Annotated in this window: 17 protein-coding genes; 12 read left to right on the forward strand and 5 right to left on the reverse strand. The window is 68.0% G+C overall.

The features are described from left to right. Nucleotides 1–2: 2 nt before the first annotated feature. The 4 genes from CV103_RS13265 to CV103_RS13280 are packed head-to-tail and all read left to right on the forward strand — an operon-like array spanning nucleotide 3 to nucleotide 3,911. The gene (locus CV103_RS13265; protein WP_041865064.1) at nucleotides 3–1,211 is read left to right on the forward strand and encodes an ABC transporter permease; all 1,209 of its coding nucleotides are present in this window, start codon (nucleotides 3–5) and stop codon (nucleotides 1,209–1,211) included. Then, nucleotides 1,208–1,864 carry an EF-hand domain-containing protein gene (locus tag CV103_RS13270; RefSeq protein WP_245896821.1) on the forward strand — a complete coding sequence of 219 codons (657 nt, stop codon included), beginning with the start codon at nucleotides 1,208–1,210 and terminating at the stop codon, nucleotides 1,862–1,864. The genes CV103_RS13265 and CV103_RS13270 overlap by 4 nt, the downstream gene beginning before the upstream one ends. Then, the gene (locus CV103_RS13275; RefSeq protein ID WP_015457093.1) at nucleotides 1,861–2,562 is read left to right on the forward strand and encodes a response regulator; all 702 of its coding nucleotides are present in this window, start codon (nucleotides 1,861–1,863) and stop codon (nucleotides 2,560–2,562) included. Before CV103_RS13270 ends, CV103_RS13275 begins: the two co-directional genes overlap by 4 nt. Then, on the forward strand, nucleotides 2,559–3,911 hold the full coding sequence (locus tag CV103_RS13280) for an ATP-binding protein (RefSeq protein WP_107395198.1): 1,353 nt from the start codon (nucleotides 2,559–2,561) through the stop codon (nucleotides 3,909–3,911). The genes CV103_RS13275 and CV103_RS13280 overlap by 4 nt, the downstream gene beginning before the upstream one ends. Before the next feature lie 94 nt (nucleotides 3,912–4,005). Here the strand turns inward: CV103_RS13280 and CV103_RS22885 are convergent, their stop codons facing one another. Next, nucleotides 4,006–4,605 (reverse strand): PEPxxWA-CTERM sorting domain-containing protein, encoded by a 600-nt coding sequence (locus CV103_RS22885; RefSeq protein ID WP_015457091.1) that lies wholly within the window; start codon nucleotides 4,603–4,605, stop codon nucleotides 4,006–4,008. Between the two features lie 431 nt (nucleotides 4,606–5,036). On the opposite strand from CV103_RS22885, the gene CV103_RS13290 reads away from it, so the two are divergent. From CV103_RS13290 to CV103_RS13325, 8 genes are all read left to right on the forward strand, one after another. After that, nucleotides 5,037–6,308 carry a 3-methyl-2-oxobutanoate dehydrogenase (2-methylpropanoyl-transferring) subunit alpha gene (locus CV103_RS13290; protein ID WP_107395199.1) on the forward strand — a complete coding sequence of 424 codons (1,272 nt, stop codon included), beginning with the start codon at nucleotides 5,037–5,039 and terminating at the stop codon, nucleotides 6,306–6,308. A 20-nt stretch (nucleotides 6,309–6,328) separates the two neighbouring features. Continuing rightward, nucleotides 6,329–7,333 (forward strand): alpha-ketoacid dehydrogenase subunit beta, encoded by a 1,005-nt coding sequence (locus CV103_RS13295; RefSeq protein ID WP_015457089.1) that lies wholly within the window; start codon nucleotides 6,329–6,331, stop codon nucleotides 7,331–7,333. Between the two features lie 5 nt (nucleotides 7,334–7,338). Continuing rightward, a complete protein-coding gene (locus tag CV103_RS13300) occupies nucleotides 7,339–8,622 on the forward strand; it encodes a dihydrolipoamide acetyltransferase family protein (RefSeq protein WP_107395248.1) in 1,284 nt (427 codons plus the stop codon). A gap of 115 nt (nucleotides 8,623–8,737) precedes the next feature. After that, nucleotides 8,738–10,102 (forward strand): DNA repair protein RadA, encoded by a 1,365-nt coding sequence (radA, locus tag CV103_RS13305; RefSeq protein ID WP_015457087.1) that lies wholly within the window; start codon nucleotides 8,738–8,740, stop codon nucleotides 10,100–10,102. Between the two features lie 68 nt (nucleotides 10,103–10,170). Further along, complete coding sequence (locus CV103_RS13310) at nucleotides 10,171–10,716, forward strand: CvpA family protein (RefSeq protein WP_107395200.1); 546 nt, start codon at nucleotides 10,171–10,173, stop codon at nucleotides 10,714–10,716. A gap of 42 nt (nucleotides 10,717–10,758) precedes the next feature. After that, the gene (locus CV103_RS13315; RefSeq protein WP_191225187.1) at nucleotides 10,759–11,202 is read left to right on the forward strand and encodes an iron-sulfur cluster assembly scaffold protein; all 444 of its coding nucleotides are present in this window, start codon (nucleotides 10,759–10,761) and stop codon (nucleotides 11,200–11,202) included. Continuing rightward, nucleotides 11,199–12,974, forward strand: coding sequence for a cation:proton antiporter domain-containing protein (locus tag CV103_RS13320; protein WP_070934012.1), 1,776 nt, complete (start codon nucleotides 11,199–11,201; stop codon nucleotides 12,972–12,974). Before CV103_RS13315 ends, CV103_RS13320 begins: the two co-directional genes overlap by 4 nt. After that, the gene (locus tag CV103_RS13325; RefSeq protein WP_107395201.1) at nucleotides 12,971–13,315 is read left to right on the forward strand and encodes a DUF423 domain-containing protein; all 345 of its coding nucleotides are present in this window, start codon (nucleotides 12,971–12,973) and stop codon (nucleotides 13,313–13,315) included. The genes CV103_RS13320 and CV103_RS13325 overlap by 4 nt, the downstream gene beginning before the upstream one ends. A 34-nt stretch (nucleotides 13,316–13,349) precedes the next feature. On the opposite strand, the gene hutU is transcribed toward CV103_RS13325, so the two are convergent. The 4 genes from hutU to hutI are packed head-to-tail and all read right to left on the reverse strand — an operon-like array spanning nucleotide 13,350 to nucleotide 18,560. Beyond that, the gene (gene hutU, locus CV103_RS13330; RefSeq protein ID WP_107395202.1) at nucleotides 13,350–15,014 is read right to left on the reverse strand and encodes a urocanate hydratase; all 1,665 of its coding nucleotides are present in this window, start codon (nucleotides 15,012–15,014) and stop codon (nucleotides 13,350–13,352) included. Then, nucleotides 15,011–15,832 (reverse strand): N-formylglutamate deformylase, encoded by an 822-nt coding sequence (hutG, locus tag CV103_RS13335; protein WP_107395203.1) that lies wholly within the window; start codon nucleotides 15,830–15,832, stop codon nucleotides 15,011–15,013. The genes hutU and hutG overlap by 4 nt, the downstream gene beginning before the upstream one ends. Beyond that, nucleotides 15,829–17,352, reverse strand: coding sequence for a histidine ammonia-lyase (gene hutH, locus CV103_RS13340; protein ID WP_107395204.1), 1,524 nt, complete (start codon nucleotides 17,350–17,352; stop codon nucleotides 15,829–15,831). The genes hutG and hutH overlap by 4 nt, the downstream gene beginning before the upstream one ends. Next, nucleotides 17,349–18,560 (reverse strand): imidazolonepropionase, encoded by a 1,212-nt coding sequence (hutI, locus tag CV103_RS13345; RefSeq protein WP_107395205.1) that lies wholly within the window; start codon nucleotides 18,558–18,560, stop codon nucleotides 17,349–17,351. Before hutI ends, hutH begins: the two co-directional genes overlap by 4 nt. Between the last annotated feature and the right edge of the window lie 63 nt (nucleotides 18,561–18,623).

Below are 18,623 nucleotides of genomic sequence, written 5' to 3' on the forward strand. Positions count from 1 at the left end.
GGCTGCTGGGCACCACCGTCGCACTGGCGATCCGGGAGATCCGGCGGCATTTGCTGCGATCCTTCCTGACGATCCTCGGCATCGTGATCGGCGTCATGTCCGTCGTGACGATGGTGACGCTGGGCAATGGCGCGACCGCGGCCGTGCAGGAAAGCATTTCCAGCCTGGGCGCCAACATCCTGCAGATCCGGCCCGGCCAGGGTTTCGGCCGGGGCGGCGGCGGGCCGCAGCCGCCCGATTTCAAGGAACGCGACGTGGAGGCGATCCGCACCCAGATAGCGGGGGTGCGGGCGGTGGCGCCGCAGGCGCAATCCACCGGCGTGGCGATCCGCAACGCGGCCAACTGGTCCACCACGATCAACGGCACGACCGACGATTATTTCACCGCGCAGCAGTGGAACCTGAGCGAGGGGCGTATCTTCACGCCCGCCGAGGAACAGGCCGGCAAGGCGGTGTGCATCCTGGGCAGCACCGTGGTGCAGAACCTGTTTCGCCGCGAGGACCCGATCGGCCAGCGCTTCCGCGTGAAGGACGTATCCTGCGAGGTGATCGGCACGCTGACGACGCGCGGGCAGGGCGGCTTCGGCAACGATCAGGACGACGTGATCATCATGCCGATCAAGACGGTGCAGCGCCGCTTCACCGGCAATCGCGATATCCGCAACATCATGGTTTCGGTGGACGAGGCCTATGATTCCACCACCGTGCAGGAAAGCATTTCCAAGCTGCTGCGCGAGCGGCGGAACATCACCGGCGCCAAGGAAGACGATTTCAACATCTTCGACACCAAGCAGATATCGGAGACGCTTTCCGGCACCACCCAGATATTGACCGCGCTGCTGGGCGCGGTGGCGGCGGTGAGCCTGCTGGTGGGCGGCATCGGCATCATGAACATCATGCTGGTTTCGGTGACGGAACGGACCCGCGAGATCGGCATCCGGCTGGCGATCGGCGCGGTGGGACGCGAGGTGCTGCTGCAATTCCTGGTGGAATCGGTGGCGCTGGCCTGCCTTGGCGGCATCATCGGGCTGATATTGGCGCTGATCGCATCGATGGCGCTGGCGCCGGTGCTGAAGGTGCCCTTCATCTTCGATCCGCAGATCAACTTGCTGGCCTTTGCCTTTTCGGCGGGGATCGGCGTGATCTTCGGCTATTTCCCGGCGCGGCGGGCGGCCTCGCTCAATCCGATCGAGGCTTTGAGGCACGAATGATGCGCTGGTCCCCGTTGGTCCTGCTGGCGATGGCGGCCGCCATGCCGGCCGCCGCCAAGCCGAAGCTGCCGCCATGCCCGCCCAAGGGGCCGCAGCTCTTCATCGCGCCCATGGGCGAGCCGTTCCGCGCCGGGCTGGACGATCCCTATCCTGTGGGGCTCTGGTTCGCGAAGGCCGACGGGGACGGCGACGGGCGGCTGACGCGGGCCGAGTTCCTGGCCGATGCCGATCGCTTCTTCGCGGTGCTGGATGCCGACAGGGATGGCGAGATCATCCCGGACGAGGTGATCCGTTACGAACGCGATATCGCCCCCGAGATCCGGCTTTACGCGCGCGGCCCAGGAACGGGGATGGGCAACCGCAAGATCAAGAAGAAGGACATCCCGGCCTATGGCGCGCCGCTGGGAGCGGGGCGCTGGTCCCTCATCAACATCCCCCAGCCGGTGATATCGGCGGATGAGGATTTCAACCGGGCGATCACGCTGGCCGAGTTCCGATCGGCGGCGCAGCAGCGCTTCACGGGCCTCGATACCGCCAATGCCGGCGCGCTGACACTGGCGGGATTGCCGATGACGCCGGCGCAGGCGGCGGCCACCAACTGCATGCCGGCCGATCCGGCGCCGGAGGCCCCGGCACGGGGGAAAGGGCGATGACCGAAGCGGCACCGCGCATCATCGTCGTCGATGACGATGCCGAGCTGAGATCGCTGGTGGCGGATTTCCTGACCGCCAACGGCATGGAGGTGGCGAGCGCCGCCAACGGGCAGGAGATGGACGCGCTGATGGCGGAGCGGCGCTTCGACCTCGTCGTGCTCGACCTGATGATGCCGGGGGAGGACGGGCTTTCGATCCTGCGCCGGCTGCACAAGCCCGGCGGCCCCGGCGTTATCATGCTTTCCGCCATGGGCGAGGATACCGACCGGATCATCGGGCTGGAGGTGGGCGCGGACGATTATCTGCCCAAGCCCTGCAATCCCCGTGAGCTGCTGGCCCGCGTCCGTGCCGTGCTGCGGCGACGGGCGGAGCAATCGGGGGCGTCGACGGGGCCGGTGCGGCGGTTCGGCGACTGGACGCTCGATATCGTCGACCGCAGCGTATCCCGGCGCGGGCAGCCGCCGGCGCCGCTGACCGACGCCGAATTCCGCACGCTCAACGCCTTTCTGGATCGGCCGCAGCGCGTGCTGACCCGAGACATGCTGATCGAGCATGGCAAGGGGCTGGACAGCGACGTGTTCGATCGCGCTATCGACGTGACGATCAGCCGCCTGCGCAAGAAGCTGGGCCATGACGATCCGATCCGCACCATCCGCAACGAAGGCTATATGTTCACGCTGAAGGTGGTGGACGAGTGAGGCTGCCGCGCCCTCGCGGGCTGCCGATATTCTGGCAGACCCTGCTGCTGGTGCTGGCAAGCCTGGCGGCATCGCAGATCGTGACGCTGGCGATGTTCGTCGTGCTCGATCCGCCCCGGCCCGATTTCAACCGGCTGGGCGACGTCGCCGATGCGCTGGCGGGCGGACGGCGGGAGCGCGGCGACCGCGAAAGGGTGCTGATCGTGCAGGATCGCCGCCCCATGCCCGTGCAGGCGCCAGGGATGACGAGCGATCCGGCCTTCACCCGCAGGCTGGCCGATCGGCTCGGCCGGCCGGAAGCGCAAGTGCGGCTGTTCTTCGAGCCGGATCAGCGCGCTTCCTTCGGCAACGATCGCCACCGGCATGGCGACCGGCTGGTGCCGATGCGGCGCGGCGAACCGCTGTTCTTCGGGACAGTGACGGCGGCGGTGGAGCGCGCGGACGGCTGGCGGGTCGTCAACACGCCGCCGCGCCCGCTGATCGCGGCATGGCAGCGGCGCATCCTGCTATGGTTCGCGCTTTCGGCGATCGCCCTGCTGCCGCTCGCCTGGTGGTTCGCGCGGCGGTTGACCCGGCCGATCCGTCGCTTCGCCGATGCCGCCGAACGGATGGGGCATGATCCCCTGGCGCCGCGCGTGGCGGAGGAGGGGCCGGCCGAACTGCGCCAGACCGCCCACGCGCTCAACCTGATGCAGGAACGGATCGCCGCCTATGTGGCGGAACGGACGGCGATGATCGGCGCGATTGCGCACGACCTGCGCACCCCGCTCGCCCGCATCGCCTTCCGCATCGAGGCGGCGCCGGACGACGTGCGCGACAAGGTGCAGGCGGATATCGAGCAGATGCGCGCCATGATCGCCGCCACCATCGGCTTCGTCCGCGGATCGACCAGCAGCAACGAGATCGCCGATGTCGAGCTGGGATCGCTGCTGGAAGGGCTGGCGCATGACGAGGCGGACATGGGCCGCCCGGTTTCGGTGGGGCGGATCGATCCGGTGCAGGTGCGCGGCGACCGGCTGGCGCTGGCCCGCCTGTTCCAGAACCTGATCGACAATGGCGTGGCCTATGGCGAACGGGTGGAGCTTTCCCTGATCCGCGAGGGGCAGGAGGCGGTGGCGATCGTCGCCGATCGCGGGGCCGGCATCGACGAATCCCAGATCGACCGGCTGTTCCAGCCCTTCGAGCGCGGCGATCCATCGCGCAACCGCCAGACGGGCGGCATCGGCCTGGGGCTGACCATCGCCCGATCGATCGCGCGCGAGCATGGCGGCACGCTGATCCTCCGCAATCGCGCGGGCGGGGGGCTGGAGGCGGTGTGCCGGCTGCCGGTCCGCAACGCGGGCGCCTGACCGGCGGACGGAAAAAGGGGCCGCGGATATCTCCACGGCCCCTCCCGAATGAATTGCCCCTGAGCGTCGGGCGGTCCGGTCCGCCCTTCCGCGCCTAGCTGAAGGAAAGGACCTGGCGGCGCCGGCGCATGCTGGTGCCGACCACCCCGAAGCCGACCAGCAGCATCGCCCAGGTCGTGGGTTCCGGCACTGCGTTGGCGGCGGTTTCCACCGTCACATTGTCCAGCAACCAGTCCGACGGGTTGTTGAGGAACGAGAAGGCCAGGTTGAGCGTGTCAGACGTGGCGAGCGCCTCGATCGTGAACGTGCCGTAATCGAACGCGACGAAATTGTCCGGCAGGCTGAAGGTTTCATCCCCCAGCGTCACGCTGAAGGCGTTGTTGCCGCTGGCATTCGTATTGCCGGGGGCGTTGGCCAGAACGAAGGTCAGGGTATAGGTCTGGCCGGCGACCACGTTCAGGACCTGGCTGAGCGTGCTGCCCGTCAGGGTGCCGAGCGCGGCCGAATAGGTGCCGTCATAGACATGGCCCGGTGCCGTGAACACATTGTCGGTGGCGAAATCCCCACCCTGGGTCCAGCCGGAGAAGTCGCCGGTTTCGAAATCCCCGTTGGTGACGAGGGCTGCCTGCGCCGGCGCCGTGCCGATCCCTAAAGCCAGCAGAGCCGGAAGCGCGAGTTTTCTTAAAGTCCCCATATTCCTGATCCTTTTTTCACAGGCGGGCCCCCTCGCTCGAAGGGAGTGCTACTCTTGTGATCTATTGCGACGCAACATCCGGCGGGGCGATTTCGGGGATTTTGCGCCGTCCGGTGGGAAAGGGCGGATGGGCGGATGTAATCTGCCTGTCATTTATCCCATGAATTCAGTCGGATAAATGACACGCTTTGCCGCTTTCGAAGGGTGGAGGTGCCAGGCGTCCGTTCGGTAAATCGTTGCAGGGCAACAAAAGTCGGTTCCCAGGCGTCTCCCTCTTTCGGAGGGAAGATGGGCCTCCGAAGGCCGATTATCGTCGTTGAAACAATGTTGCGTCACTGTATAATATTCGACAAAGCGACGCCTCCCGACTTTCGGGAGTGGCAGGCGCTGTGCGGCCGGAATGGCCGGTAAGTGACGGGAGAGATTGGACGGTGCCAAACGACTCGGACAGGCGCAACCTGCGCCCCTTGAGCCTGCATGTGCCGGAGCCGCGATTCCGGCCCGGCGATATCGTGGATTTCAACGATTTCGAGATTCCGGCGGCGGGATCGGTGGACCGCCCGGCCATCGATGCCGATCCGTCGGCGATGACGGGCCATGCCTATACGCTGGTCCGCGTGCTGGACGATGAGGGCCGCGCGATCGGCCCATGGGACCCGAAGCTTTCGCCAGAGCGGCTGATCCGCATGCTCCGCCACATGGCGCTGACGCGGGCCTATGACGATCGCATGTATCGCGCCCAGCGCCAGGGCAAGACCAGCTTCTACATGAAGTGCACCGGCGAGGAGGCGACCGCGATCGGCGCCGCTTATGCGCTGGCCGGCGACGACATGGTTTTCCCCAGCTACCGCCAGCAGGGCATATTGATCGCGCGCGATTGGCCGCTGATCGACATGATGTGTCAGGTCTATTCGAACAAGGGCGATCGGCTGAAGGGCCGGCAGATGCCGATCATGTATTCGGCGCGCGATGCCAGCTTCTTTTCGATATCGGGCAATCTCGCCACCCAATATCCGCAGGCGGTGGGCTTTGCGATGGCCAGCGCGGCGAAGGGCGATACCCGCATCGCCGCCGCCTGGTGCGGCGAGGGATCGACGGCGGAGGGAGACTTCCATTCGGCGATGACCTTCGCCTCCGTCTATCGCGCGCCGGTGATCCTGAACGTGATCAACAACCAGTGGGCGATCTCCTCCTTCTCCGGCTTCGCGGGCGCCGAGGCGACCACCTTCGCGGCGCGCGCGGTGGGCTATGGCATTGCCGGCCTGCGCGTGGACGGGAATGACGCGCTGGCCGTCTATGCCGCCACCGAATGGGCGGCGGAGCGGGCGCGCAACAATTACGGCCCCACCCTGATCGAACATTTCACCTATCGCTCGGAAGGGCATTCCACCTCGGACGATCCGACCAAATACCGGTCGGCCGAGGAGAAGGTGAAGTGGCCGCTGGGCGATCCGATCGCTCGGCTGAAGCAGCATCTGATCCTGATCGACGCCTGGGACGAGGAACGCCAGGCGGCGATGGATGTCGAGGTGGCCGAGGAAGTGCGCGCCGCCCAGAAGGAGGCCGAGAAGCTCGGCATCCTCGCCGATGGGCTGAAGCAGCCGTTCGACAGCATGTTCGAGGATGTGTTCGAGGAAATGCCCTGGCACCTGAAGGAGCAGCGCGACCAGATGACCGCGGAACGCGAGGCGGCCGGCATATGAGCGATACGTCCACCAAGACCATGAACATGATCCAGGCGATCAATTCCGCGCTGGACGTGATGATGGCCCGCGATTCCGATATCGTCGTGATGGGCGAGGATGTCGGCTATTTCGGCGGCGTCTTCAAGGCGACCGAAGGCTTGCAGGCGAAGCACGGCAAGACCCGCGTGTTCGATACGCCGATCACCGAATGCGGCATCATCGGCGTCGCCGTCGGCATGTGCACCTACGGCCTGCGGCCGGTGCCGGAGATCCAGTTCGCCGATTATATCTATCCGGCGCTGGATCAGATCGTCTCCGAAGCGGCGCGGCTGCGCTATCGTTCGGCAGGCGAGTTCACCGCGCCGATCACGGTGCGATCGCCCTTCGGCGGCGGCATCTTCGGCGGCCAGACCCATTCGCAGTCGCCCGAGGGCATCTTCACCCACGTCGCCGGGCTGAAGACGGTGATCCCGTCCAACCCCTATGACGCCAAGGGCCTGCTGATCGCCGCGATCGAGGATAATGATCCGGTGATCTTCTTCGAGCCGAAGCGCATCTATAACGGTCCGTTCGACGGCAATTATGATCGTCCCGTCACGCCCTGGTCGAAGCATCCGACCAGCGCGGTGCCGGAAGGCTATTACAAGGTGCCGCTGGGCAAGGCGGCGGTGGTGCGGCCGGGCAATGACGTGACCGTGCTGGCTTATGGCACGATGGTGCATGTCGCCGCCGCAGTGATCGAGGAAAAGGGCATCGATGCCGAACTGATCGACCTGCGCACGCTGGTGCCGCTGGATATCGAGACGATCACGGAATCGGTGAAGAAGACCGGGCGCTGCGTGGTGGTGCATGAAGCGACCAAGACCTCCGGCTTCGGCGCGGAGCTTTCGGCCCTCGTGCAGGAACATTGCTTCCACCATCTGGAAGCGCCGGTGCAGCGCGTGACCGGATGGGACACGCCTTACCCCCATTCGCTGGAATGGGCCTATTTCCCAGGGCCGGTGCGGCTCGGCGAAGCGCTGAAGCGCGTGATGCAGGATTGAGGATGATGGCAAGGTTCACGTTCAAGCTGCCGGATATCGGCGAAGGCATCGCCGAGGCGGAGATCGTCGCCTGGCACGTCGCGGTGGGCGATGTGGTGGAGGAAGACCAGCCGCTGGCCGACATGATGACCGACAAGGCGACGGTGGAGATGACCGCGCCCGTCGCCGGCAAGGTGGTGGAGATTGGCGGCGGAGTGGGCGACATGCTCGCCATCGGCTCCGCGCTCGCCATATTCGAGGTGGAAGGCGAGGTGGCCGAAACCGCCGAGGCAGTGGCCAGCGCGCCGCAGCCCGCCTTCGAGGCCGCGCCCAACGAGGCGGCGCAGGTGGTGAAGCCCGATCCCGTGCCGGAACCCCAGCCTGCGCCGGTTGCGGCGGTGCCCGCCACGCCGGAGGCGGTAGTGGCACCGGCACCCACCAGCGAGGCGGAGCATGGCCGCAAGCCGCTGGCGTCGCCGGCGGTGCGGCAGCGCGCCAGGGATCTGGGCATCGACCTTGCGCTGGTGAAGCCGGCGCAGGGCGATCGGGTGCGGCATGCCGATCTCGATGCCTTCCTCACCTACAACCAGGGCTATCGCCCTGCCGGGCACGCGCGGGCCGACGAGGCGATCCGGGTGATCGGCATGCGGCGGCGGATCGCGGAGAATATGGCGGCATCCAAGCGCCACATCCCGCACTTCACCTATGTCGAGGAAATCGACGTCACCAAGCTGGAGGACCTGCGCGCGGACCTGAACGCCACGCGCGGCAACCGGCCGAAGCTGACGATGCTGCCGCTGCTGATCGTCGCGATCTGCAAGGCGCTGCCCGATTTCCCGATGATCAACGCGCGCTATGATGACGAGGCGGGCGTGGTGACGCGCCACGGCGCCGTCCACCTCGGCATGGCGACGCAGACCGATGCCGGGCTGATGGTGCCGGTGATCCGCGACGCGCAGGATCGCAACGTCTGGCAGCTCGCCGACGAGATCCGCCGGCTGGCCGATGCCGCGCGCAACGGCAAGGCGAAGTCGGAGGAGCTTTCCGGCTCGACGCTGACGCTCACATCGCTCGGTCCGCTGGGCGGCATCGCCACCACGCCCGTCATCAACCGGCCGGAAGTGGCGATCATCGGCCCCAACAAGGTGGTGGAACGGCCGGTGATCCGCGACGGCGAGATCGCGGTCGCCAAGCTGATGAACCTTTCCATCTCCTGCGACCATCGCGTCGTCGATGGCTGGGATGCGGCGAGCTTCGTGCAGGCGCTGAAGCGGCTGCTGGAGACGCCGGCGCTGCTGTTCGTGGATTGAGATTTCCGTCATCCCGGCTTTCGTCGGGATGACGGTCATCGGCTGGTGAACGCCGGTCGTTGCATCCCCCGATACGCCCAGCTATGTTCCCGGTCTGTTCGGGATCGGGAGCATCATGGCCAAGCCCCAGAAGCGTTATGTCTGCCAGGCATGCGGCAGCGCCACGAGCAAGTGGCAGGGCCAGTGCGTGGATTGCGGCGAATGGAATTCGCTGGCGGAGGAAGCATCCAACGTCACCGTCTTTTCCGCCCGGCATGACCTGCGGACCGGCGGCCGCGTGTTCGAGCTGGCGGGGCTGGACGCGGACGTGGCCTTGCCGCCGCGCATGGCGACGGGCATCGCCGAGTTCGACCGCGCGCTGGGCGGGGGGCTGGTGGCCGGCTCCGCCACGCTGATCGGCGGCGATCCGGGCATCGGCAAATCGACCCTGCTGCTGCAGGCGGCTGCGCGAATCGCCATGGCCGGCGGCGATGTCGCTTATATTTCGGGCGAGGAAGCGGCCGATCAGGTGCGGCTGCGCGCCCGCCGGCTGGGGCTGGGCGACGCGCCGGTGAAGCTCGCCTCCGCCACGTCCGTCCGCGATATCCTGGCGACGGTGGGGCAGGGGCAGGCGCCCGCGCTGCTGGTGATCGATTCGATCCAGACGATGCATTCCGACGTGATCGAAGGCGCGCCGGGCACGGTGAGCCAGGTCCGCGCCTCCGCGCAGGAACTGATCCGCTTCGCCAAGGAACGGGGCACGGCCCTGATCCTCGTCGGCCACGTCACCAAGGACGGCACGATCGCCGGCCCGCGCGTGCTGGAGCATATGGTGGATACGGTGCTGGCCTTCGAAGGCGAGCGCAGCCACCAATATCGCATCCTGCGTGCGATCAAGAACCGCTTCGGCGGCACCGACGAGATCGGCGTGTTCGCCATGGCCGAGGGCGGGCTGGACGAGGTGACGAACCCCAGCGCCCTGTTCCTGACCCATCGGGGCGAGGAGATTGCCGGCGCCACGGTGTTCCCCGCGATGGAAGGGACGCGGCCCGTGCTGGTCGAGATCCAGGCGCTCGTCGTCCGCCTGCAGAGCGGGGCGACGCCGCGGCGCGCCGTGGTGGGCTGGGATTCGGGCCGGCTTGCGATGATCCTGGCGGTGCTGGAGGCGCGCTGCGGGCTGAGCTTCTCCACGGCGGAAGTCTATCTGAACGTGTCGGGCGGCTATCGCCTGTCCGATCCGGCGGCCGACCTTGCCGTGGCGGCGGCTTTGATTTCGGCGCTGGCGGAACGGCCGGTGCCGCCGGACGCGGTGGCGTTCGGCGAAGTCGCCCTTTCCGGGGAGGTCCGGCCGGTGGCCCATGGCGGCCTCCGTCTGCGCGAGGCGGCGAAGCTGGGCTTTACCGGCGCGCTGGTGCCCAAGGGCAGCGAGAATGGCGCGCTGCGCCTCGCCGAATTTGCCACGCTGGGCGGCCTGGTCGATCACCTGCTGGGGCGGGGATAGGAAGATTTTATCGGCGGGATGGCGTTATGGGATCGCCAGTCGAACGGGAAATGCCGTAGCAGGCGTGCATGAATCTTACGGCACTCGATATCGTCGTCCTCCTGCTGATGGGCGGGGGCGCCATCATGGGCGGCCTGCGCGGCTTTTCGGCCGAGATGCTGTCGCTGTTCGCCTGGGTGGCGGCGATCCTGGCGGTGAAGGCTGGGCACGGCCCGGTCACGGCGATGCTGGCCGGCCCCGTCGGCACGCAAATGGGGGCGGCGGTTCTGGCCTTCGCCATCATCTTCCTGGCGGTGTTCGTCGCGGGCAAGCTGATCGCGGGGCGCACGGGCCGGCAGGTGCGGCAATCGGTGCTGGGGCCGGTGGATCGCGTGCTGGGCTTCGGCTTCGGCGGTATCAAGGGCCTGATCGTGGCGACATTGCTGTTCCTCGCCGTCGGGCTGGTGAACAGCGTGATCTACGGCGCGGCGGCCGAACGGCCGGATTGGGTGCGCGAATCGCGCACCTTCCCGCTGCTCAACGCCAGCAGCCGCGCCATCGTGGATTTCGTGGAGATGCGCACGCGCGGGCAGGATGACGGCAAGGCCGCGCAGGATAATGCCAGCGGCGGATAAATTCGCGCTGCGGGGGTGACGCTGGCGGGCTGCGGCGCCTAAATGGCGCTCATGTCGAGCGCGCTATACAATAAGGATATCCTGCGGCTGGCGACGGCCATTCCCCATCTCGGCCGGCTCGACCATGCCGATGCCAGCGTGGAGCGGCGATCGCCGGTGTGCGGCAGCCGGGTGACGGTGGATGTCGCCGTGGATGGCGAGGGCCGGATCGTCGCCCTGGGGCAGGATGTGCGGGCCTGCGCGCTGGGTCAGGCTTCGGCCGCGATCATGGGCGGCCACGCCATCGGCCGCGACGCCGCCGAGCTTGCGGCCGCGCGCGATGCGCTGGCGGCGTTCCTGGCCGGCGAGCGCGACGATCCCGGCGCGTGGCCGGGCCTGGATATCTTCGCGCCCGCCCGCCCGCACAAGGCGCGGCACGCATCCATCAGGCTCGCCTTCGAAGCCGTGGCCGAGGCCGCGGCCCGCGCTACGGAGACGGTGGCGTGAACGAGGAACATGTGACCACCCTGCTGCTGCGCGATGGCGTCGTGCTGCTCGGCACGGCGCTGGTGCTCGTCATCCTTTTCCGCAGGCTCGGGCTGGGCGCGGTGCTCGGCTATCTCGTCGCGGGCGCGCTGATCGGGCCGCAGGGGCTGGGGCTGGTGGGCGACGCCGAAGGCAAGCTTGGCATTGCCGAGCTTGGCATCGTGCTGCTGCTGTTCCTCGTCGGCCTCGATCTCCATCCCAGCCGGCTGTTCCGGTTGCGGCGGGACATTTTCGGATTCGGGCTGGCGCAGGTGGTGCTGTGCGGCGTGGCGCTTTCCGCCTTCCTGTTCGCCAGCACAGGATTTTCGATGGCGGCGGCGATCGCGCTGGGCCTGCCGCTGGCGCTCTCCTCCACGGCGCAGGTGCTGCCGATGCTGCGATCGGCGGGGCGGCTGAGCACGCCCTTCGGCGAAAAGGCTTTCTCGATCCTGCTGTTCCAGGATCTTTCGATCGTGCCGCTGATAACGATCATCGCGGCCCTTTCCCGCGCGCCGGCCGATCCTTCGGCGCCGCCGGGCTGGCTGCTGGCCGTCTATACCGTGGGGGCGATCATCGGCCTGGTGCTGTTCGGCCGGCTGATCCTGAACCCTTTGTTCCGCCTGATCGGCGGGCTGGGCGAGCGCGAGCTGTTCATCGCCGCCGGCCTGTTCACGGTGATGACGGCCGCCGCCGTGATGGAGGCGCTCCACCTTTCGACCGCGCTGGGCGCGTTCATCGCCGGCATGATGCTGGCCGATTCGCCCTACAGGCATGAGCTGGAAGCCGATATCGAGCCGTTCCGCACGATATTGCTGGGCCTCTTCTTCCTCGCCGTCGGCATGTTGCTGGATCTGAACGCGGTGGCGATGCGCCCCGTCTTCGTGCTGTCGCTGGCGGCGGCCGTGGTGGCGATCAAGACGGGGGTGATCTTCGTGCTTGCCCGTCTGTTCGGCCTGGCGAGCCGGCAGGCCTTCGCGCTTGGCCTGCTGCTGAGCCAGGGCGGCGAATTCGGCTTCGTGCTGTTCGCCCAGGCGAAGGCGGCGCAGCTCATCGCGCCGGAGGCGGCCAGCCTGTTTGGGGCGGTCGTCACGCTTTCGATGGCGACCACGCCGTTCCTGATGATGCTGTCCCGTCGTTTCGTGAACAAGAAGGCGGCCGATCGGGGCGATCTGGAAGGGCCGCACGCGGGCGCGGAAGGATCGGCGATCGTCGTCGGCTATGGCCGCTTCGGGCAGACGGTGGCGCAGATGCTGATGGCCAAGGCGGTGGACGTCACGCTGATCGACAATGCGGCCGCGACGATCGATCGCGGCCAGGATTTCGGCATGAAGGTCTATTATGGCGACGGACGCCGGCTCGATCTGCTGCGGCTCGCTGGCGCCGAGACGGCCCGTGCGATCATCTTCTGTATCGACGATCGCACCCTAAGCCGGGACGAGCTGAAGACGGTGATGTCCGCCTTCCCGCATGCGGCGATCCTGGTGCGCGCTTATGACCGGCGGTCCCTGATGTCGCTGAGCGGCCTCGATCTGGCGGCATCGGTGCGCGAGATGTTCGAATCCGCGGTGCTGATGGGGCGGCATGCTCTGGAGGCCGTCGGCATTCCGGCCGAGGAGATCGATCGCGTCGAGGATGAGTATCGCGAGCGCGATGCCATCCGGCTGGAACTGCAAAGCCAGTCCGGCGATCTGCGCACCGCCAAGAACATGATGTTCCGGCCGGGCAATCCGATGGAGGAGATCAAGGAAGGATGAAACGCGGGGGATGGCTGGTGGCGCTGGCCGGGCTTTCGGGCGCGCTGGCGGTGGCGGCGGGCGCGTTCGGTGCGCATGGCGCATCGGGCAAGGCGGTGGAATGGCTGCGCACGGGCGCGACCTACCAGCTCGTCCACGCTGCCGCCGCGCTGGCGGCGCTGGGCCTGCCACGGGGCAGGGGTGCGGCTTTGCTGATGCTGGCGGGCGCGCTGGTCTTCAGCGGCACGCTCTACGCCATGGCTTTTGGCGCGCCGCGCTGGTTCGGCGCGATCACCCCGCTGGGCGGCGTCACCATGATCGGCGGATGGCTGCTGCTGGCGCTGGCGGCGTTCCGGCGCTGAGATAAGGGGCCGCATCGGGGCGGCCCCGCCTTTTTCAGAGGATGCCGGGCAGGTCGAGGCCCTTTTCGCGCGCGCAATCGATCGCGATGTCGTAGCCGGCATCGGCATGGCGCATCACGCCGCTGGCAGGATCGTTCCAGAGCACCCGTTCCAGCCGGCGCGCGGCGGCCTCGGTGCCGTCCGCCACGATCACCATGCCGGCATGTTGGGAAAAGCCCATGCCCACGCCGCCGCCATGGTGGAGCGACACCCAGGTCGCGCCGCTGGCGGTATTGAGGAGCGCGTTGAGCAGCGGCCAGTCCGATACCGCATCCGATCCGTCCGCCATCGCTTCCGTCTCGCGGTTGGGGCTGGCGACGGAGCCGCTGTCGAGATGATCGCGGCCGATGACGATCGGCGCCTTCAGTTCGCCCGATGCCACCATCTCGTTGAAGGCGAGGCCCAGCCGGTGCCGGTCGCCGAGGCCGACCCAGCAGATGCGCGCGGGCAGGCCCTGGAAGTGGATGCGCTTGGCCGCCATGTCCAGCCAGTTGTGGAGGTGGGGATTGTCCGGGATCAGCTCCTTCACCTTGGCGTCGGTGCGGGCGATATCCTCCGGGTCGCCGGACAGCGCCGCCCAGCGGAAGGGGCCGATGCCCCGGCAGAAGAGCGGGCGGATATAGGCCGGCACGAAACCGGGGAAGTCGAAGGCGTTGGCGACGCCCGCTTCCAGCGCCATCTGGCGGATATTGTTGCCGTAATCGACGGTGGGCACGCCGGCGGCCTGGAAATCGAGCATGGCGCGGACGTGGACGGCCATGGATTGCTTCGCGGCCGCCGCGACCGAGGCGGGATCACGCTCGCGCGCTTCCGCCCATTGTTCCAGCGTCCAGCCGATCGGCAGGTAGCCGTTCACCGGATCATGGGCGGAGGTCTGGTCCGTCAGCAGATCGGGGTGCACGCCGCGCCGATAGAGTTCGGGCAATATTTCCGCCGCATTGCCGAGCAGGCCTACGGAGACGGCTTTCTTTTCGGCACAGGCCTTCTCGATGATCGCCAGCGCTTCCTCGATGGTCGAGGCGGCGTGATCGAGATAGCCCGTGCGCAGCCGCATCTCGATGCGCGAGGGCTGGCATTCGATGGCGAGGCAGGATGCGCCCGCCATCACCGCCGCCAGCGGCTGCGCGCCGCCCATGCCGCCCAGCCCGGCGGTCAGCAGCCATTTGCCCGAAAGATCGCCGCCATGGTGCTGGCGGCCCATCTCCACGAAGGTTTCGTAGGTGCCCTGCACGATGCCCTGGCTGCCGATATAGATCCACGACCCGGCCGTCATCTGGCCATACATGGCCAGCCCCTTGCGGTCGAGCTCGTGGAAATGCTCCCACGTCGCCCAGTGCGGCACCAGGTTCGAATTGGCGAGCAGCACGCGCGGGGCATCGGCATGGGTGCGGAACACGCCCACCGGCTTGCCCGACTGGATCAGCAGCGTCTGATCGTCCTCCAGCCGCTTCAGCGTCTCGACGATCCGGTCATAGCTTTCCCAGTCGCGCGCGGCGCGGCCGATGCCGCCATAGACGACCAGCTCCTCCGGCCGTTCGGCGACGTCCGGATGGAGATTGTTCATCAGCATGCGGAGCGGGGCTTCGGTGAGCCAGCTTTTCGCGGAAAGCCCGGTGCCGGTGGCGGGGCGGATGACGCGGCTGTTGTCGGTGCGGGTCATGCTTGGTCCTTGGCGAAGGCGATGCAGGCGGTGAGCGCGGCGCGCAGCACGGCGGCGAGCGGCGCGGCGTGCGCCGGATCGAAGGGCGTGGGCCAGTTTTCGGGGGAGAAGGGGCCGGCGGGCTCGCCCATATAGCCCCGGCAGGCGAGCTCCATCTGGATGGCGTGGATGCCCTTGCCCGGCGCGCCATAATGGCGGGTGATCCAGCCGCCCTTGAAGCGCCCGTTGGTGACGCGCGAAAAGGCCGATGCGTCGCACGCCCCTTCCACGGCGGCGGCCAGCCCCGGCGCGCAGCTCAGGCCGTCATTGGTGCCGATGTTGAACTGGGGCAGCGCGCCATCGAACAGGCGCGGCACATGGCTGCGGATCGAATGCGCGTCGTAGAGGACGATCGCTGGATAGATGGCGCGCAGCCGATCGATCTCGGCGCCGAGCGCGGCATGATAGGGATCGAAATAGCGGGTGCGGCGATCGGCGATCGCGGCTTCATCGGGTTCGGCGCCGGCCCGGTAGAGCGGCTCGCCGTCGAAGGTCTCGACAGGGCAGAGGCCGGTGGTCGCCTGCCCCGGATAAAGCGAGGCGCCGGAAGGATCGCGGTTGACGTCGATCACCGTGCGCGACAGGCGGGTGCGGACGGTGGTGGCGCCCAGATCGCGCGCGAAGGCGTAGAGCCGGTCCACCCACCAATCGGCGTCCTTGCGCCCGATCCAGGGCGATGCCAGCCCCGCCTCGATATCGGCCGGGATGTCCGCCCCCGTATGGGGGAAGCTGACGATCAGCGGCGCCGTGCCGCGATGGATTTCCAGCCAGTCCGTCATGCCACACCGGGCAGGGCGGCAAGCGCGGCGATCCGCCCGCCGGCCACCAGCGCGGCAGCGGCTGCGATATCGGGGTGGAAATGGCGATCCTCGCCCAGCGTGGGCACCTGTTCGCGCAGCAGCGCGCGGGCGGCCTCCAGCACCTCGCTGGACTTGAGCGGCGCGTGGAAATCTGACCCTTGCGCGGCGGCGAGATATTCGATCGCGATCACGCCGCGCGCATTCTCCGCCATCGCCAGCAGTCGGCGCGCGCCATGGGCGGCCATCGACACATGATCCTCCTGGTTGGCGGAGGTGGGAATGGAATCCACGCTGGCGGGGTAAGCGCGCTGCTTATTCTCCGAAACCAGCGCGGCCGCCGTCACCTGCGGGATCATGAAACCCGAATTCAGCCCCGGATGGGGGGTGAGGAAGGCCGGCAGGCCCGAAAGCGCGGGATCGACCAGCATGGCGATGCGGCGTTCGGCGATCGATCCGATCTCGCAGATCGCCATGGCGATCATGTCCGCGGCGAAGGCCACGGGTTCGGCATGGAAGTTGCCGCCGGAAAGCGCCTCGTCCGTATCGGCGAAGATCAGGGGATTGTCCGAAACGCCGTTCGCTTCGGTGGCAAGGGTGTGGCCGGCCTGGCGAAGCAGATCGAGCGCCGCGCCCATCACCTGCGGCTGGCAGCGCAGGCAATAGGGGTCCTGCACGCGGGCATCGCCTTCGAGGTGCGAGGCACGGATGGCGGAGCCTGCCATCAGCCCGCGCAACGCCTCGCCCACCGCGATCTGGCCGGCATGGCGGCGGAGCGCGTGGATGCGGGGATCGAACGGCGCGTCCGATCCCTTGGCCGCTTCGGTGGAAAGCGCGCCGGTGACAAGGGCGGTTCGGAACAGGTTCTCCGCCTCGAACAGGCCGGCCAGCGCGTTGGCGCAGGAGAATTGCGTGCCGTTGAGCAGCGCCAGCCCTTCCTTCGGCCCGAGCGTCAGCGGCTCGAGGCCGGCGGCGGCGAGCGCGGCGGCAGCGGGCATGGCGATACCGTCGCTGATGATCTCGCCCACGCCGATCATCGCGGCCGCCATGTGGGACAGGGGGGCGAGATCGCCGCTGGCGCCGACCGACCCTTGCGCGGGGATGACGGGGGTGAGCCCGCGCGCCAGCATGGTTTCCAGCATCGCCACCGTTTCCGGCCGGACGCCCGACGCGCCATGGGCGAAGCTGGCGAGCTTCAGCGCCATCATCAGCCGGGCGATCGGCACGGGCATGGGATCGCCCACCCCGGCGGCATGGCTCAGCACGATATTGCGCTGGAGCGTGGCGAGATCCTCGTCGCCGATGCGGACGCTGGCGAGCTTACCGAAGCCGGTATTGATACCGTAGACCGGGGCGCCGCGGGCGAGGATGCGTTCGATAGCGGCCGCGCTGGCGGCGATGGCCGGCGCGGTGGCGGCATCCAGCCGCGCATTGGCGCCGCGATAGATGGCGCGCCAGTCCGCCAGCGTCGCTTCGCCCGCCTTGAGGATGATTTCGGTCATCGACCACTCCGGATACGGGCATGGAGCGGGTTGAACCCCATGCGATAGACAAGTTCGGCCGGCCGCTCGACCGACCAGATGGCGAGATCGCAGGCCTTGCCGGCCTCCAGCGTGCCGGTGCGATCCTGCAGGCCCAGCGCCCGCGCGGCCTCGCGCGTCATGCCGGCCAGGCATTCGGGCACGGTCAGGCGGAACAGGGTGGCGGCCATGTTCATCGCCAGCAGCGGCGAGGTGAGGGGCGAGGTGCCGGGGTTGCAATCGGTGGCAATGGCGATGGGAACGCCGGCGGCGCGCAGGGCATCGATCGGGGGGCGGTGCGTATCCCGCACGAAATAGAAGGCGCCCGGCAGCAGCACGGCGACCGTGCCGGCGGCAGCCATCGCCGCGATGCCGGCATCGTCGAGATGCTCGAGATGGTCGGCCGAAAGCGCGCCGTGGCGGGCGGCCAGCGCCGCGCCGTGGAGGTTGGAAAGCTGTTCGGCGTGGAGCTTCACGGGCAGCCCGCGGGCCTGGGCGGCGTCGAACAGCCGATCGACTTGCACGGGCGTGAAACCGATGCCTTCGCAGAACGCATCGACCGCATCGGCCAGCCCTTCGGCGGCGACGGCCGGCAGCATCTCGTTCGCGACCGCCGATATATAGCCCTCGGCATCGCCCGCATATTCGGGCGGCAGGGCATGGGCGCCGAGGAAGGTGGTGCGGACGGTGACGTCGCGTTCGCGGCCGAGCGCGCGGGCGGCGCGCAGCTGCTTCATTTCATGATCGAGGGCGAGGCCGTAGCCGGACTTGATCTCCACCGTCGTCACGCCCTCGGCGATCAGGGCGTCGAGGCGGGGGAGGGCGGAGGCGACAAGCTCCGCCTCGCTCGCCGCGCGGGTGGCGGCCATGGTGGAAAGGATGCCGCCGCCGGCCCGAGCGATCTCCTCATAGGAAGCGCCGGCCAGCCTCAGTTCGAATTCATGGGCGCGATCGCCGCCATGGACGAGGTGGGTGTGGCAATCGATCAGGCCGGGGGTGATCCAGCGGCCCTCGCAGTCGATCGTCTCGATGGCGTTGAAGGCAGGGGCGTCGGCGGCGCGGCCGGCATAGAGGATCAGCCCGTCGCGGCAGGCGACGAGGCCGTCTTCCACCTCGCCCAGGCCCGGCAGGCCGGGCGCCAGCGTCGCGAGGCGGGCGTTGCGCCACAGGCGATCGCAACCTTCCGTCATCCGCCTCCCTTTCGCTCGACAGCAATAATGTCTATACATATTCGCGAACGAGGGAGCCTGTCC

It is taken from the genome of Edaphosphingomonas fennica (assembly GCF_003034225.1).
In the GTDB taxonomy this organism is placed as follows: domain Bacteria; phylum Pseudomonadota; class Alphaproteobacteria; order Sphingomonadales; family Sphingomonadaceae; genus Sphingomonas_E; species Sphingomonas_E fennica.

Coding starts and splice junctions, on each gene's coding strand:
- CV103_RS13270 (WP_245896821.1), top strand. CDS start 1,208: ATGATGCGCTGGTCCCCGTTGGTCCTGCTGGCGATGGCGGCCGCCATG.
- CV103_RS13275 (WP_015457093.1), top strand. CDS start 1,861: ATGACCGAAGCGGCACCGCGCATCATCGTCGTCGATGACGATGCCGAG.
- CV103_RS22885 (WP_015457091.1), bottom strand. CDS start 4,605: ATGGGGACTTTAAGAAAACTCGCGCTTCCGGCTCTGCTGGCTTTAGGG.
- CV103_RS13295 (WP_015457089.1), top strand. CDS start 6,329: ATGAACATGATCCAGGCGATCAATTCCGCGCTGGACGTGATGATGGCC.
- CV103_RS13300 (WP_107395248.1), top strand. CDS start 7,339: ATGGCAAGGTTCACGTTCAAGCTGCCGGATATCGGCGAAGGCATCGCC.
- radA (WP_015457087.1), top strand. CDS start 8,738: ATGGCCAAGCCCCAGAAGCGTTATGTCTGCCAGGCATGCGGCAGCGCC.
- CV103_RS13310 (WP_107395200.1), top strand. CDS start 10,171: ATGAATCTTACGGCACTCGATATCGTCGTCCTCCTGCTGATGGGCGGG.
- CV103_RS13315 (WP_191225187.1), top strand. CDS start 10,759: ATGGCGCTCATGTCGAGCGCGCTATACAATAAGGATATCCTGCGGCTG.
- CV103_RS13325 (WP_107395201.1), top strand. CDS start 12,971: ATGAAACGCGGGGGATGGCTGGTGGCGCTGGCCGGGCTTTCGGGCGCG.
- hutU (WP_107395202.1), bottom strand. CDS start 15,014: ATGACCCGCACCGACAACAGCCGCGTCATCCGCCCCGCCACCGGCACC.
- hutG (WP_107395203.1), bottom strand. CDS start 15,832: ATGACGGACTGGCTGGAAATCCATCGCGGCACGGCGCCGCTGATCGTC.
- hutH (WP_107395204.1), bottom strand. CDS start 17,352: ATGACCGAAATCATCCTCAAGGCGGGCGAAGCGACGCTGGCGGACTGG.
- hutI (WP_107395205.1), bottom strand. CDS start 18,560: ATGACGGAAGGTTGCGATCGCCTGTGGCGCAACGCCCGCCTCGCGACG.